Origin of the sequence: Kocuria sp. KD4 (assembly GCF_011769905.1) — a bacterium.
GTDB lineage: Bacteria > Actinomycetota > Actinomycetes > Actinomycetales > Micrococcaceae > Kocuria > Kocuria marina.
This window is the reverse complement of record NZ_CP050449.1, coordinates 1771993-1787733: the sequence shown is the minus strand read 5'-3', so window position 1 is coordinate 1787733 and position 15741 is coordinate 1771993. Positions and strand designations below refer to the sequence as shown.

Sequence of the window (15741 nt, the reverse complement as noted above, 5' to 3'; positions counted from 1 at the left end):
GAGGTCAGAGCGGGCCGGAGGACGGCGTGGGCGCTCACGAGCGCCGGCAACGGCTCCGGGGTCAGTGGACGGAGGCCGACGGCGGCGCGCCGGCCTGGTTGGCGCCCCACGAGGACACCTGGCCGTTCGTACCCACGGATCGGACGAGCAGACCCGGAGACACGCTGCCGCGAGGGACGGCGTGCGGGCGCGCGGCAGTGGCGATCGGGAACGTGGGCATCGCGATCGAGCCTAGCAAGAGCCCGCGGGGTGGGGAAGCGACCGGCCACCCGCATAGGGCCGCCACCGGAATAGCTGACGTGTCCACAATGTTGTGCGTGGCATGGCCGTTGAACTGGGAATCGACACCTTCGGGGACGTCACGTGGGACGACGACGACCGCCCCGTCTCGCACGCGCAGACCGTCCGCAACGTGGTGGAGCAAGCGGTGCTCGCGGATCAGGTGGGGCTGCACTCGATCGGGATCGGGGAGCACCACCGGGACGACTTCGCGATCTCCGCCCCGGACGTCGTGCTCGCCGGGATCGCCACGCGCACCGAGCGGTTGCGCCTGGGCACGGCCGTGACGGTGCTCAGCTCGGACGACCCGGTGCGTGTGTACGAACGCTTCGCCACGCTGGACGCGCTGTCCCACGGGCGGGCTGAGGTCGTGCTGGGCCGCGGCTCGTTCACCGAGTCCTTTCCGCTGTTCGGATACGACCTGCAGGACTACGAGGCACTGTTCGAGGAGAAGCTCGCGCTGTTCGCGGCGCTGCGCACGAGTCAGCCGGTGACCTGGAAGGGCACGCTGACCCAGGACCTGCGGGACGTGAGCCTCTACCCGCCGCTCGAGAACGGACCGCTGCCCACGTGGATCGCGGTGGGTGGTTCCCCGCAATCGGTTGTGCGGGCCGCGCACTACGACCTCCCGCTCATGCTCGCGATCATCGGCGGGCCCGTGGAGCGGTTCTCGCCGTTCAGCGACCTCTACCGCCGCGCGCTCGCCGAGTTCGGCCATTCCGACAACCCCGTGGCCTACCACTCCTACGGGTACGTCGCCGACACCGACGAGCAGGCCCGCGAGGAGATCTTCCGCCCCTACACGATCTCCACCGAGCGCATCGGAGCCGAGCGCGGGTGGCCCGCACCCACCGAGGAGTCCTTCCTGGAGGAGATGGAGCGCGGGTCCATGGCCGTGGGATCTCCCGAGACCGTGGCCCGTAAGATCGCCGCGGGCGTGCGGGCCCTGGGTGCCTCGCGCTTCGACCTGAAGATCTCCACGGGCCCGCTGTCCCACGGAAAGCTCATGCGTAGCATCGAGCTCTACGGCACGCGTGTTGCGCCCCTCGTGCGGGACATGCTCGCGGACTGATAAGCATGGACCCATGCCGAGCTCGCTTCCCGTCCTGATCCTCACCGGCTACCTGGGTTCCGGCAAGACCACGGTGCTCAACCACTTCCTCGCGACCGGCGGCGCGCGAATCGGTGTGATCATCAACGACTTCGGGGACGTGAATGTCGATGCCGCGCTCGTGGCGGGGCACGTTGCCGAACCCGTGTCGATCCCGGGCGGGTGCCTGTGCTGCATCGAAGACCCCCGCCAGCTTGACGACGCCCTGCGTGCGCTGTCCCGGCCCTCCCTTGAGCTCGACGCGGTCGTGATCGAGGGCTCCGGGATCGCCGAGCCCCCCGGGCTCATCCACATGGTCCTGGGCAGCGAGGTGCGCGACGTACGCTTCGGCGGGCTCGTCGAGGTGATCGCCGTGGCCCGCGTGGCGCTCGCGGAGGCCAGCGGCTGGGACCTCGCGCAGCACGTCAAGGCCGCGGCGGTCGTGCTGCTGACCACGACCGACCTCGCCGATCCCCGGGAGACCGCCGCGGTGCGCGAACGGATCGCGCACGCCAATCCGCACGCGCTCGTCATCGACGCGCCCCACGGGGCGGCCGATCCCCGGTTGTTTTTCGACGCCGCCGAGCACCCCGTACCCGAGGGCGGCCAGCTCGCGCTGTGGGAGTTCGGCCGGGCCCCCGACCACGACCACCATGATCACGACCACCACGTCCACCACCGCGCCACGGCCCTGGACGCGCCCTCGGTCGTGGACCCCGCGGCGCTCGCCGAGCTGCTCGAGGACCCGCCCGCGTCCGTCCACCGGATCAAGGCGATCGTGGACGTCGCCGCGGGCCGGGGGATCCGCCGGTTCGTGGCGCACTCCGTGGCGGGATACGTCTCGGTGGACCGGGTGTCACGGCCCTCCGACGAGCCCGCGCGGTCCCGGGTCGTGGCCATCGGCCTGGAGTGCGACGACGCCGCACTGCGCTGCCGCCTCGACGCCCTCGTGCGCCCCGACGGCGCTCCCGCGGCCACGGCCCGTGAGTTGCGCCGACTGACTCGGTTCCTATAGGAACACCCTCAGGTCAGGTTCGAGAAGTGCTCTACCTTGGCGGTGGGCCCGGTCACGAGGATCTGGTCGTCGTCGTAGAGCATGGTGCCGGGTTCGATGGGCTCCCACTGACCGCCCGGGCGGCACACGGCCACCACCGAGACCCCCAACCGACGCCGCACGTTGAGCAGGTCCATGGGTCGTTGCTGGATGGGTTCCGGCGGGGTGCACCGCACCAGGGCGTAGTTTGCGTCGATGGGCACGAAGTCCAGGATCCGGTGCTGGATCAGGTGCGCGGCACGCGTGCCCATGTCGCTCTCGGGATTGACCACGTGCTGCACGCCGATCTGGGTCAGGATCTCCGCGTGGGGCTCCGTGATGGCCTTGGCCCAGATCGCGGGGCACCCGAACTTCACGAGCCGGGACGCCGCGAGAATGCTCGCCTGGATGTCCGAACCGATGCCCACGACCGCGCGGTCGAACTCGTCCACGGACAGCTCCCGCAGCACGTCCTCGTCCGTGGCGTCCGCGCGCACCACGGACGTGAGCTTGCCGTTGAAGCGCTGGACCACCGTCTCGTCCATGTCCACGCCCAGCACGTCCGTGCCGTTGCGCATCAGTTCCGTGGCCAGGGCACCGCCGAAGCGGCCCAGCCCGATCACGACCACGGCGTTGGCCATGGCGTTGCGAGAAGACGCGGCGGGGTGGGGTCCGAACATGGGGCTTCCTTCGTGGGTCGTGGTCGTCGAGCACCGGGTCCACGGGTGGCGCGGGCGGGGCCCGGGCTCATCCGATGAGCGGTCGTTCCTTGGGTAGTTCGTAACGGGGTGGGCGGCGGCCGAATGCGATGGCCGCGGCCACGGTGACCGGGCCGAGTCTGCCCGTGAACATCAGGGCGATCAACACCCACTGCGCGAACGGGGCGAGCGTGGGGGTGATCCCCGTGCTCAGTCCCACGGTCGCGAACGCGGAGACGGACTCGAACAGGACACGGTCCAGGCCCAGGCCGGTGTCCGTGAGCATGATGAGCATCGTGCCACCGATCACCGCCACGGTCGCGAGCACCACGACCGTGATGGCCTCGCGCTGGACGGAGCGGGAGAGCTGCTTGCCGAGCACGGGTACCGCGGCGCCACCCCGGATTTCGGTGAGGGCCACGAAGAACAGCACCCCGAACGTCGTGACCTTGAGACCGCCGGCCGTGCCCGCGGGGCCGCCGCCGATGAACATCAGGATGTCCATCCCGAGCCACGACACCGGGTGCATGTGACCGATGTCGATGCTGTTGAAGCCCGCGGTGCGGGAGATCGTGGACTGGAAGAACGCGTTGAGCAGCTTGACCGCGGGCGGTTGGCCGCCCAGGGTGCCCGGGTTGTTCCACTCGAGCATCAGCAGGAACAGCGTGCCTCCCGCGAGCAGCACGGGGGTCGCGAGCAGCACGAGCCGGGTGTTCATGCTCCAGCGCCGGGGCACCCGGATGTGGCGGCGCAGTTCGTAGAGCACCGGGAAGCCTAGCCCGCCCAGGATCACGCACGCCGCGAGCGTGAGCAGGATCCAGGCGTCGCCCGCGAAGTCCATGACGTTGAGCGTGTACAGCGCGAATCCCGCGTTGTTGAACGCGGACACGGCGTGGAACCCCGCGTGGGCTAGGGCGGTGCCCGGCGGGTAGTGGTAGTGGCCCCAGAACCGCAGGAACAGGATGAGCGCCGCGATGCTCTCGATCACGGCGGTGGTCGCCACGATGCGTGCGACCACCTTGCGCGCTCCGCCGCGGGATTTCGTCTCCGCGTTGGCGAGCAACCGGGAGGACAGGCCGAATTTACGGGCCAGCAGGATCCCCAGCATGGTCGTGAACGTCATGACACCCAGGCCACCCACCTGGATCAGACAGATGATGACCACCTGACCGAATGGCGTCCAGTAGGTCGCGGTGTCCACCGTGACCAGGCCGGTCACGCACAACGCGGAAGTCGCGGTGAACGCCGCCGTGAGCACGTCCGTGCCCCCGGGAGCCGTGGTGGCTGGGGGCAGCATGAGTAGCGCGGTGCCCGTGAGCACCGCCATCAGGAAGGCCGTGACGATGATCCGTGCGGACCGGGCGGGGGTGAGCTCGTGCAGGTGCAGCGGATCGCGGCGTCGTCGGCTCAGGGGGACGGCGCGGGGGATCCTGGACCCGTGCGTGCGCGCGCGGATCGCGGCCTGGCGGAGGGCCTCGGTGATGGGCACGGGGTCAAAATACACCCGCCGGGGCGGTATCGGCTGAGCGCCGCGTGAGCGCGCCTGAACCTCGTAGGCCGTTCAGCTAACACCGGCGCGCTGCACACGCGCACGTGTGATGAACCCGACTGCGTGAGTCGTGCCCTAAACTGACCGACATGACCAACATTCCCGCGGAACTCGCGTACACCGAAGAACACGAGTGGGTCGAGGACCTCCACGAGGACAACACTTTCCGTGTGGGCATCACGGACCACGCACAGAACGAACTGGGCGAGGTCGTGTTCGTCCAACTACCGGAGGTCGGGGACACCGTCTCCGCCGGGGACGTGGTGGGGGAGGTCGAGTCCACCAAGTCCGTGAGCGATCTCTTCGCGCCCGTCAGCGGCGAGATCGTGAGCGTCAACGACGACCTCGTGGACAACCCCGGCGCGCTCAACGAGTCCCCGTACGGATCCGGCTGGCTGTTCACCGTGCGCGTGGACTCCTCGGATGCCACCGGGCAGCTATTGGACGCCGATGCTTACCAGCAGTTGCTGGACTGAATACGCCAACTTCACGTGAGGTGAGGGAACCCTGATGTCGAACCATGAGAAATCCGGTACCCAGGCGGGTCCGGAGACCACATCCATCCAGATCGTGGGGGATGTGCTGGCCCATGCCGCTCACCACAAACTCTCCGAGAGCGAGCAGAACGCGGTGGCCTCCCTGCCCCCGGGCTCCGCGCTGCTGCTGGAGACGAACGGCGGGCTGACCGGTGCCCGGTTCCTGCTGGACCGGGACGAGATCGTCGCGGGTCGTCACCCGGCGTGCTCGGTGTTCCTGGACGACGTCACGGTGTCCCGCCGTCATGTGGAGTTCATCCGACGCAGCGGTACGTTCGAGGCAGTGGACCAGTCCTCCCTCAACGGCACCTACGTCAACGGTGACCGGGTCGCCACCAAGGTGTTGGAGAACGGCGACCAGGTCCAGATCGGCAAATTCCGGTTTACGTACTACCACTCCGTGCAGAACGGTTCCTGACGCGCTCCATGCCTGATTCCGAACGACCGCAGATCCCGCGGGTGGGTATCGGGGCGTTACTGCGCCGATTGCAGCCGCAGTTCCCTGAACTGACCGCGTCCAAGGTGCGCTTCCTCGAGGACCAGGGACTCGTGCACCCGTTGCGGAGCGCCTCGGGGTACCGCAAGTACTCGCACGAGGACGTCGCCCGGTTGGAGACCGTGTTGACGCTGCAGCGTGAGCGCTACCTCCCGTTGCGGGTCATCCGTGACCGCTTGGACCGGGGCGAGGATCCCGCGCAGGACACCGAGCGGCAGGAACCGGGGACCGGACGCTCCAGGGACGGCGTCGACCCCGAACCCACTTCACCGGTTCCGGACGGCGGTCGGCGGTACACCCTGCGCGAGCTCGCGGCGCGGTCGGGCACGGACGTGCCGCTGCTGCGGGAACTGCTCAACCACGGCCTGCTCGTGGAACGGGTCGGCGCGTTCGACGGCCACGCACTTACCGTGGCCGTGGCTGCGGGCAAGCTCAACGGGTACGGGATCGAACCGCGGCACCTGCGGGTGTTGCGGGGCGCCTCGGAGCGCGTGATCGCCCTGGTCGAGGGCAGCATCTCACCGTTGCGCAACCGCAGGGACCCCGAGACGCGGCGGAGGGCCGTGCAGCGGGCTCGAGAGATCGCCTCGCTGTGCCTCACCGTGATGACCGCGCTTGTGACCTCGCAGGTGGAGGAGACGGTGCAACCGTTCGCCTCGCCGGACACGGACGGGAGCGCGCAATGAGCCCGAACGTGCGCATGGAGATCGCCGGGGTGCGCATGGACGTGCCCACGGGCCAGCCCGTGGTCGTGCTGCGCGAACTCCAGGGCGCCCGGCGTCTACCCATCTGGATGGGGACCAACGAGGCCACGTCCATCGTGTTCGCGCTGCAGGGCATCGAGCCCCCGCGCCCCCTTACACACGACCTCCTGTTGTCCGTGGTGGACCAGCTCGGGCGCAGCGTGCGGGACGTCGTGGTGCACACGGTGGAAAACACGGTGTTCCACGCGGCCATCTCCTTCGACGACGGCACCGTGGTGGACGCCCGCGCTTCGGACGCCCTCGCGATCGCCGCGCGCACGTCATGCCCCATCTTGTGCGCCGCGGCCGTGCTGGACGAGGCCGGTCTGGTGCTCAGCCCGGACGGGGAGCTGCGGGAACAGACGGGGGACCAGCCGCAGGAGGCCGAGGCCCAGGTCCGGGAATTCCGGGATTTCCTGGACCACGTGGATCCGGACGATTTCCAGTCCTGATTCCACCCCGTCAGGGCCCCGTGCGGGTAGGCTGACGACACGGGCCCGCCCGTGGGCAATGTCTTTGACCCGCTCCACCCGTGGGTTTACCGTCGAGGAGGCATCAGCGCGCTGGTGCCCGTGTCCGGGGGATCGGACACCCCCACCCACGCACGAGGAGGACGCTTGAGCAATCCGGAGCTGCCGCTGGACGCGGCACGGCTGCGCGCATCTTCCCTCGCCGGCGGCACCCAGGAGATGTTGTTCACTGACAACCTGGGCGGCTACGACGAGACCGTGGGCTTCCGCGGTCCCACCGCATGCAAGGCCGCGGGGATCACGTACCGCCAGCTCGACTACTGGGCGCGGACCGATCTCGTGGAACCCACCGTGCGCGGCGCCAAGGGCTCCGGGTCGCAGCGGCTCTACAGCTTCCGGGACATCCTGGTGCTCAAGGTCGTCAAGCGCCTGCTCGACACCGGTGTTTCCCTGCAGCAGATCCGCTCGGCGGTGGGCGCGCTGCGGCTGCGCAACATCGAGGACCTCACGCGGTTGACGCTCATGTCCGATGGCGCGAGCGTCTACGAATGCACGTCCCCCCACGAGGTCATCGACCTGGTCCAGGGCGGTCAGGGCGTGTTCGGGATCGCGGTGGGCCGGGTGTGGCGCGAGGTCGAGGGCACGCTGGCCTCCATGCCGGGCGAACACACGAGCCTGGACGGGGCCCCCGCCGCGGATCCGTTCCCGGAGGACGAGCTGTCCGCCCGGCGCGCGCGCCGTCGCAAGAAGAACGCGGGCTGACCCGCCACCGCACCCCGCCGCCGCGGGTTGCGGGATCAGCGCGTGAGGCCCGCCAGAATGGTGCCGAAGCGCTGCGCGAGATCCTGAGCCGGGGCACCCGGCCAGCGGTGGACGGGCCACGCGGCCCCCTGGATCTGCTGCATCACGGACAGGTCCGGCAGCACGGGATCCACCACGAGCGGTCCGAACAACTCCTGCAGTTCCCGCATGCGGTGACGCTGTTCGACCGAGTCGTCGCGCACGCGGTTGATCACCACCCCGGCCTCCGGGACGGCCCAGATCCGGGAAGTTTCGAACTGCGCGAGCGCCGTCATGGTGCGCTTGGTGCCCGCCACGGAGAACAGGGACGGCTCGGCCACGGAGAGCACCTTGTGGGACGCGGCCCACGCCATGCGGGTCAGCGCGCTCAGGGTGGGCGGGCAGTCGATCAGCACGAGCTCGTAGCGGGCCAGTCCCCGCAGCGCGGTCTCGAGACGCTTGAGGTCCTTGGTCCGGAACGCGGCGTGGTCAAGGTGCGACGACGCCGCGGAGCCCGGTGCCACGTCCAGCACGGCTCGTGCGCCGCCCCCGGTCGATGACCCGTCGGCAGGGGCGCCCGGGCCCGCGGGCACGGTGTGCGGGGTGATGGGATGTTTGGTCCACGAAGATGCCGTGGCCACGGAGGCCAGTGCACCCTTGCGGGGGCGGCGCAGCACGGTGCCCACCTCGTGCCCCGGGCGGGCGTGGACGCCGAGCGCCGTGGAGGCGTCGCCGTGGGGGTCCAGGTCCACCACGAGCGTGGGGACGTGTGCTTCGAGAGCGGCGGAGGCCAACCCCAGGACCACGGAGGACTTGCCCACCCCGCCCTTGAGGCTGCTGATGCTGACGATCTGCACGGATCACCCTTCTGTCACCTGAAATGGGGGCTGCCCACCAGCCTGTTCCATGCTAGTGGGTGGATCACCGCACGTCGCGAGCCGGGTAGGGCGGTGCCGCGCGGCGTCGTCGTCATGAGCTGTAGATGTCACCACGAGCGGCGGATGTTGTCTGGACCGGCACAGGGGACACGACATCCGGGCTACCCTGCCGAGGCGCGGCTCACGTAAGCTGTCCCGGTAGTCGTCTCCTCACCCAGTGCGCGGGCCCCACAGGGCGCCGCGTGCGGAAACGGTAGTCATGTTCTCCAAGATCCTGGTGGCCAACCGCGGCGAGATTGCCATTCGCGCGTTCCGAGCGGCGTACGAACTCGGCGCCAAGACCGTTGCCGTCTTCCCGTACGAGGACCGCAATTCGATCCACCGCCAGAAGTCGGACGAGGCCTACCACATCGGGGAGGAGGGCCACCCGGTCCGCGCGTACCTGGACGTGGCCGAGATCGTGCGCGTGGCCAAGGAGTCCGGGGCGGACGCCATCTACCCGGGCTACGGTTTCCTGTCCGAGAACCCGGACCTGGCGCGCGCGGCCGAGGCGGAGGGCATCACGTTCGTGGGTCCGCGCGCCGAGATCCTGGAACTCGCCGGGAACAAGGTCGAGGCGTTGCGGGCCGCGCGGCGCGCGGGCATCCCCACGCTCGAGTCCTCGGACCCCTCCTCGGACAAGGAGACGTTGATCGAGGCCGCGGAGAAGATCGGCTTCCCGGTGTTCGTCAAGGCGGTCGCCGGTGGCGGTGGCCGCGGGATGCGGCGCGTGGAGAAGCCCGAACAGTTGGCGGAAGCGCTCGACGCCGCGATGCGCGAGGCGGACACCGCGTTCGGTGACCCCACCGTGTTCATCGAGCAGGCCGTGTTACGTCCGCGGCACATCGAGGTGCAGATCCTCGCGGACAATGAGGGCAACATCGTGCACCTGTTCGAACGGGACTGCTCATTGCAGCGCCGGCACCAGAAGGTCATCGAGATCGCCCCGGCACCGCACCTGGACGAGGAGATCCGTGACGCCCTGCACCGGGACGCGGTGAAGTTCGCCCGGGAGCTCGGCTACGTCAACGCGGGCACCGTGGAGTTCCTCGTGGACACCGCGGGGGAACGCGCGGGGCAGCACGTGTTCATCGAGATGAACCCCCGGATCCAGGTGGAGCACACCGTGACCGAGGAGATCACGGACGTGGACCTGGTCCAGTCCCAGTTGCGCATCGCCGCCGGTGAGAGCCTGGACGACCTGGGCATCTCGCAGGACGCGCTGCGCGTGCGCGGGGCCGCCCTGCAGTGCCGGATCACCACGGAGGATCCCGCCAACGACTTCCGCCCGGACGTGGGGAAGGTCTCGGCCTACCGTTCCGCCGGTGGCGCCGGTGTGCGCCTGGACGGCGGCACGCTCTACGCGGGCGCGGAGATCTCCCCGCACTTCGACTCGATGCTCGTGAAGCTCACGTGCCGCGGACGCGACTACACCACCGCGGTGCACCGCGCCCGCCGCGCGCTCGCCGAGTTTCGCATCCGCGGGATCGCCACCAACATCCAGTTCCTGCGGGCCGTGCTGCACAATCCGGACTTCCTGGCCGGGGACGTGGCCACGGACTTCATCGAGAACCACCCGGACCTGCTCAAGGGCAAGGGCTCGGCGGACCGCGGCACCCGCGCGCTGAACTACCTCGCGGAGGTGACGGTCAACAAGCCCCACGGCGAGCGCATCGACGGCATGGACCCGCGCAACAAGCTCCCGCACTACCCGGGGGACAAGCGGGACGAACCCTTCCGCAGCCCGTTCGACGGTCCGTCCTCCCACGAGGTGCCCTCCGGCTGGCGCCAGGTGCTCCAGGAGCAGGGGCCCGAGGGCTTCGCGCGCACCCTGCGGAACTACGAACCGCTCGCAGTGACGTCCACCACGTTCCGTGACGCCCACCAGTCCCTGCTGGCCACCCGTGTGCGCACCCGCGACCTGCTCGCGGCGGCACCCGCGTACGCGCACCTGCTGCCGGGGCTGCTCTCGGTCGAGGCCTGGGGCGGTGCCACGTACGACGTTGCGCTGCGCTTCCTGGGGGAGGACCCGTGGGAGCGGCTGCGGCTGCTGCGCGAGGCGATGCCGAACATCCCCATCCAGATGCTGCTGCGCGGGCGCAACACCGTGGGGTACACGCCGTACCCGGTGGAGGTGACCAACGCGTTCGTCGCGGAGGCGGCCGAGACCGGCGTCGACATCTTCCGGATCTTCGACGCGCTCAACGACGTCGAGCAGATGCGCCCGGCCATCGAGGCGGTGCGGGCCACGGGCACCGCGGTGGCCGAGGTGACCCTGTGTTACACGGGCAACCTGCTCGACCCGCAGGAGAACGTCTACACGCTCGACTACTACCTGGACCTCGCTCAGCAGTGCGTGGACGCCGGCGCGCACATCCTGGCGATCAAGGACATGGCGGGGTTGCTGCGCCCGGAGGCCGCGCGGCGTCTCGTGGCGGCCCTGCGCGAGCGCTTCGACCTGCCGGTGCACCTGCACACCCACGACACCGCGGGCGGGCAGCTCGCCACGCTGCTCGCCGCTGCGGAGGCCGGGGTCGACGCCGTCGACGCCGCATCCGCGTCCATGGCCGGCACCACGTCCCAGGTCTCGGGCTCCGCGCTCGTGGCCGCGCTCGAGAACACGGACCGGGACACCGGACTTGATCTGGACACCGTGAGCGACATGGAGCCCTACTGGGAAGTGGTGCGCTCCATCTACAAGCCCTTCGAGTCCGGGCTGACCGGGCCCACCGGCCGCGTGTACCGCCACGAGATCCCGGGCGGGCAGCTCTCAAACCTGCGCCAGCAGGCCATCGCGCTGGGGCTCGGGGAGAAGTTCGAGGCGATCGAGGACATGTACCACGCCGCGGACCGGATGCTGGGGCACCTGGTCAAGGTCACGCCGTCGTCCAAGGTGGTGGGCGACCTCGCCCTGCAGCTCGTGGGCATGGACGTGGACCCCGCCGAGTTCGAGGCCGATCCCCGCAAGTTCGACATCCCGGACTCCGTGATCAACTTCCTCGCCGGCGAGCTCGGCACCCCGCCCGCGGGTTGGCCGGAACCGTTCCGCAGCAAAGCGCTGGAGGGACGCACCATGCACCTGGCGGACGAGGAGCTCTCGGAGCAGGATGTCGAGGAGCTCGCCCAGCCGGGCGAGGTGCGCCGCGCGGCCCTGAACCGGCTGCTTTTCCCCGGCCCCACGCGCGACTACCAGAACTCGCGCACCAAGTACGGGGACATCTCCCTCCTGCACACCCGCGACTTCCTGTACGGGCTGAAACAGGACCACGAGCACGTCATCTCGCTCGGCAAGGGGGTGCGGCTGCTGGTCACCCTGCAGGCGATCTCCGAACCGGACGAGAAGGGGATGCGCACGGTCATGGTGACCCTCAATGGTCAGCTGCGCCTGCTCGAGATCCGCGACGAGTCGGTGAAGTCCCAGGCCGTGGAGACCGAGAAGGCGGACACCTCCAAGCCCGGGCACGTGGCGGCACCCTTCGCAGGTGCGGTCACGGTCACGGTCTCCGAGGGGGCAAAGGTCGCCGCGGGGGACTCAGTGGCCACGATCGAGGCCATGAAGATGGAGGCGTCCATCACTGCGCCGGTCTCGGGCACGGTCTCCCGCGTGACACTTGCGGACACCGCGCACGTCAGCGGCGGGGACCTGGTGCTGGTGATCGACCCCGAGTGACGGATCCCGCCGCCCCGCCTGTCCTCGGACGCGCGGGGCGGCGGCCTAGGATGGGGCACATGCGTTCTTTCGACCTGATCATCGTGGGCTCCGGCTCCGGCAACTCCATCCTCACAGACGAGTACGCGGACCTCGACGTCGCCATAGTGGAACCCGGCCGGTTCGGCGGCACGTGCCTCAACGTGGGGTGCATCCCCACCAAGATGTACGCGTACCCGGCCACCGTGGGGGACCAAGCGCGGGACGCCATACGGCTGGGCCTGGATGCCGTGATCGAGGGTGTGGACTGGCCCGGCATGCGGGATCGCATCTTCGCCCGGATCGACGCGATCTCCAAGAACGGGCTGCAGTACCGCGAGTCGCTCGACAACGTCACCGTGATCCAGGAGTACGTGCACTTCGTGGAACCCAAGGTCCTCGAGACCGAGTCCGGGCAGCGGATCACCGCCGATGAGATCGTGCTGGCCAACGGTTCGCGGGTCAGCATCCCGGACGTGCTGGGTACCGACCTGCCCGGGGTGCACACCTCGGACACCGTGATGCGCCTGGACGAGTTCCCCCGAGACGTCATCGTGGTGGGCGGCGGGTACGTGGCCGCCGAGTTCTGCCACGTTTTCCGCGGACTGGGCGCCTCCGTGACCCAGCTCAACCGTTCGCAGCGCTTGTTGCGCGAACACGACGACACGATCGCCGAACGCTTCACGCGCGAGGCCGCCGAACAGTGGGACCTGCAACTCGGGTGGACGCTGTCCGGGATCGAGCGTGCCGAGGACGGCCGCCTGACGGTGTCGGCGCAGGCCTCCGACGGTTCCGGGCAGCACTGGGACGGCACCGCCGACGTCGTCCTGCTGGCCACGGGGCGCGTCCCCAATGCGGACACGCTGCGCCCGGAAGCCGCCCACCTGGACGTCACCGGCGGCGGTCTGCTCGCCGTGGACGAGTACCAGCGTGTGCTCTCGGACGGGGAACCCGTGACCGGCGTGTGGGCCCTCGGGGACGTGTGCTCCCCGTACCAGCTCAAGCACGTGGCCAACGCCGAGGCCCGCACGGTCTCCCACAACGTGGTGCACCCGCAGGATCTGCGCGCGACCGATCACCGCTACGTGCCGTCCGCGGTGTTCACTGAACCGCAGATCGCGTCCGTGGGCATGACCGAGGTCCAGGCCCGCGAGTGGGCCGCCCGGAACGACGAGCGGATCACGATCAAGGAACAGGACTTCGGGGACGTGGCCTACGGCTGGGCCATGGAGGACCACGACGGGATCTGCAAACTCATCGCGAACGCCCGCACCGGCGAGCTGCTGGGGGCACACCTCATCGGCCGCGATTCCTCCAACCTGATCCAGCCGCTCGTCCAGGGCATGTCCTTCGGGCTGCGGGCCCACGAAATGGCACGCGGCCAGTACTGGATCCACCCCGCGCTCGCGGAGGTGGTGGAGAACGCGCTACTGGGTCTGGACGTCCCCGGGCAGCGCACGGAGGACTAAACCGGGCCCCCGGAGCCCGGTATGCGAAGCGCAGTTCCTGGCCCGGGCACCCCACGGCGTCGGCGGGCTGTCAGCGCGCGTAGATGTCCTCGATCTCGCGCGCGAAGTCCTGGGCGACCTTGGCCCGCTTGAGCTTCATGGACGGAGTGAGGTGGCCGTCCTCGATCGTGAGGTCACGGTCCAGGATGCGGAAGGCCTTGATGCCCTCCGCGCGGGAGACCTTGGCGTTGGCGTGGTCCACGATCTTCTGGACGTGGTCGATGACGGCCTCCTCGCGTGCGGCCCGGTCGACGCTCATGTGCGGATCCAGCCCGAGTCCGGGCAGCACCTTGGGCAGCGTCTCGGGGTCCAGGGTGATCAGGGCGGCCACGAAGGGGCGGTCGTCCCCGACGACCATGATCTGCCCCACGGTCGCGGAGGCGCGGATGGGGTCCTCGAGTTGGTTGGGGATCACGTTCTTGCCGCCCGCGGTGACGATGATCTCCTTCTTGCGCCCCGTGACCGTGAGCAGCCCCTCGTCGTCCAGGTGGCCCAGGTCCCCGGTGGCGAACCAACCGTCGAAGAACGCCTCGGCGGTCTTATCGGGCAGCCCGTGGTAGCCCTTGAACACGTTGGCGCCGCGCACGAGGATTTCCCCGTCCGCGGCGATCGCGACGTCGTTGCCGGGGATCGGGTGGCCCACCGTGCCGAGCCGGTTGAGGCTCGGGAAGTTCGCCGCGATGGGGGCGGTCGTCTCGGTGAGCCCGTAGCCCTCGACCACGTACACACCGATCCCGTTGAAGAAGTGCGCGAGGTAGTCGCCCAGACTTGCACCCCCGGAGACGGCATAGCGCACGTCCCCGCCCATGGCCTGGCGCAGCGTGGAGTACACGAGCTTGTCGTAGAGGCGGTGGCGGGCTTCGAGCAGCGGCGGCACGGGGCCCTTCACGGTGGCGCGTGACCACGCGACGGCGGTCGCGACGGCCCGTTCGAAGATCAGCTTCTTCACGGGCGAACCGGCCTGGGCCTTGAACCGCGCGCCCACCAGAATCTTCTCGAACACGCGGGGCACGGCCAGGATGAACGTGGGCTTGAACCGGGCGAGGTCCTCCATGAGGTGGGAGACATCCGGCGTGTGGGCCAGGGTGATCCCGGCGTCCAGGGACGTGACCTCCACGAACCGGGCGAACACGTGCGCGAGCGGCAGGAACATGAGGGTGCGGGACCCCCCGGCCATGACGGCACCGGCCACCGGGATGGTGTTCTGCGAGCACGACACGAAATTGCGGTGGGTCAGTTCGCAGCCCTTGGGCGCACCCGTGGTCCCCGAGGTGTAGATGAGGGTCGCGACGTCGTCCAGGGTCACGCCGTCGTAGGGCGTCTGCAGATCCGTGCGGTCCGCGCCGCCCGCGATCATGGCCTCCAGGGAGTTTTCGCTGGAGGCGGTGTCGAAGACGCAGATCCGCCGTGCGGCCGCGAACTCCGTGATCCCGGTGGCCCGCTGCACGCGTTCGGCCAGTTCGTCGGTCTCCACGAAGATCGCCACGGCCTGCGAATCAGACATGATGTGGGCGATCTGATCGGGGGAGGACGTGTCGTAGACGGGCACCGGCACTGCGCCGACCCACCACAGGGCGAAGTCCACGAGCGTCCACTCATAGCGCGTGCGGCTCAGCAGGCCCACGCGCTCGCCGGGGCGGATGCCCTTCGCGGCGATCCCGCGGGCCAGGGCCACGACCTCGTCACGGAACTGTCGCGCCGTGACGTCCCGCTCGCGCCCTTCTGCGAGCACGGTGTACAGCACCGTGTCGGGCTTCTGCTCGGCGCGTTCGGCAAGGATGTGGGCGATGCCGGGGTACGGCAGGGGATCGACGATGGCCGGGGCGCTGACGCGTCGCATGGAGGGGCACCTTCCTGATGGGAACGGCTCTCAGCCTACTGTGTGTCGCGCCTCACTCCCGGCATATACTGGACGTGTCCACCACATGACGGCGACCCCGGCAGGATTGTGGCG

At 69.5% G+C, this 15741-nt stretch carries 14 protein-coding genes; 9 read left to right on the top strand and 5 right to left on the bottom strand.

Annotated features, from left to right (window positions below; all coding sequences use genetic code 11):
* Positions 1-61 precede the first annotated feature (61 nt).
* The gene (locus tag HBK84_RS08005; RefSeq protein ID WP_156523370.1) at positions 62-220 is read right to left on the bottom strand and encodes a hypothetical protein; all 159 of its coding nucleotides are present in this window, start codon (positions 218-220) and stop codon (positions 62-64) included.
* 102 nt (positions 221-322) lie between these two features.
* Here HBK84_RS08005 and HBK84_RS08000 point away from each other — a divergent pair, with 102 nt between their 5' ends.
* Together HBK84_RS08000 and HBK84_RS07995 are read left to right on the top strand one after the other, a co-directional pair.
* Positions 323-1351: an LLM class flavin-dependent oxidoreductase gene (locus tag HBK84_RS08000; protein WP_167318611.1), complete on the top strand. Its 1029-nt coding sequence runs from the start codon at positions 323-325 to the stop codon at positions 1349-1351.
* 13 nt (positions 1352-1364) lie between these two features.
* Positions 1365-2384: a GTP-binding protein gene (locus tag HBK84_RS07995; protein WP_167318610.1), complete on the top strand. Its 1020-nt coding sequence runs from the start codon at positions 1365-1367 to the stop codon at positions 2382-2384.
* A gap of 8 nt (positions 2385-2392) precedes the next feature.
* Here the strand turns inward: HBK84_RS07995 and HBK84_RS07990 are convergent, their stop codons facing one another.
* On the bottom strand, positions 2393-3082 hold the full coding sequence (locus HBK84_RS07990) for a TrkA family potassium uptake protein (RefSeq protein ID WP_167318609.1): 690 nt from the start codon (positions 3080-3082) through the stop codon (positions 2393-2395).
* A gap of 67 nt (positions 3083-3149) precedes the next feature.
* Positions 3150-4589, bottom strand: coding sequence for a TrkH family potassium uptake protein (locus HBK84_RS07985; RefSeq protein WP_167318608.1), 1440 nt, complete (start codon positions 4587-4589; stop codon positions 3150-3152).
* A 149-nt stretch (positions 4590-4738) separates the two neighbouring features.
* On the opposite strand from HBK84_RS07985, the gene gcvH reads away from it, so the two are divergent.
* The 5 genes from gcvH to HBK84_RS07960 all read left to right on the top strand — a co-directional run bounded on the left by gcvH (position 4739) and on the right by HBK84_RS07960 (position 7656).
* Positions 4739-5125, top strand: coding sequence for a glycine cleavage system protein GcvH (gcvH, locus tag HBK84_RS07980; protein WP_064845761.1), 387 nt, complete (start codon positions 4739-4741; stop codon positions 5123-5125).
* 34 nt (positions 5126-5159) lie between these two features.
* Positions 5160-5603, top strand: a complete 444-nt coding sequence (locus HBK84_RS07975) for an FHA domain-containing protein (protein WP_064845760.1) — start codon at positions 5160-5162, stop codon at positions 5601-5603.
* Positions 5604-5611: 8 nt separating this feature from the next.
* Complete coding sequence (locus tag HBK84_RS07970; protein WP_085105895.1) at positions 5612-6367, top strand: MerR family transcriptional regulator; 756 nt, start codon at positions 5612-5614, stop codon at positions 6365-6367.
* Positions 6364-6876: a bifunctional nuclease family protein gene (locus tag HBK84_RS07965; protein ID WP_144996895.1), complete on the top strand. Its 513-nt coding sequence runs from the start codon at positions 6364-6366 to the stop codon at positions 6874-6876. Before HBK84_RS07970 ends, HBK84_RS07965 begins: the two co-directional genes overlap by 4 nt.
* Before the next feature lie 237 nt (positions 6877-7113).
* Entirely contained in the window at positions 7114-7656 is a 543-nt protein-coding gene (locus tag HBK84_RS07960) for a MerR family transcriptional regulator (RefSeq protein WP_064845778.1), read from the top strand.
* A gap of 35 nt (positions 7657-7691) precedes the next feature.
* On the opposite strand, the gene HBK84_RS07955 is transcribed toward HBK84_RS07960, so the two are convergent.
* Positions 7692-8531 (bottom strand): ParA family protein, encoded by an 840-nt coding sequence (locus HBK84_RS07955; RefSeq protein ID WP_167318607.1) that lies wholly within the window; start codon positions 8529-8531, stop codon positions 7692-7694.
* A gap of 280 nt (positions 8532-8811) precedes the next feature.
* On the opposite strand from HBK84_RS07955, the gene HBK84_RS07950 reads away from it, so the two are divergent.
* Positions 8812-12261, top strand: coding sequence for a pyruvate carboxylase (locus tag HBK84_RS07950; RefSeq protein WP_167318606.1), 3450 nt, complete (start codon positions 8812-8814; stop codon positions 12259-12261).
* A 59-nt stretch (positions 12262-12320) separates the two neighbouring features.
* Positions 12321-13748 carry a mycothione reductase gene (locus tag HBK84_RS07945; protein WP_167318605.1) on the top strand — a complete coding sequence of 476 codons (1428 nt, stop codon included), beginning with the start codon at positions 12321-12323 and terminating at the stop codon, positions 13746-13748.
* Positions 13749-13818: 70 nt separating this feature from the next.
* Here the strand turns inward: HBK84_RS07945 and HBK84_RS07940 are convergent, their stop codons facing one another.
* A complete protein-coding gene (locus HBK84_RS07940; protein ID WP_167318604.1) occupies positions 13819-15627 on the bottom strand; it encodes a long-chain fatty acid--CoA ligase in 1809 nt (602 codons plus the stop codon).
* Between the last annotated feature and the right edge of the window lie 114 nt (positions 15628-15741).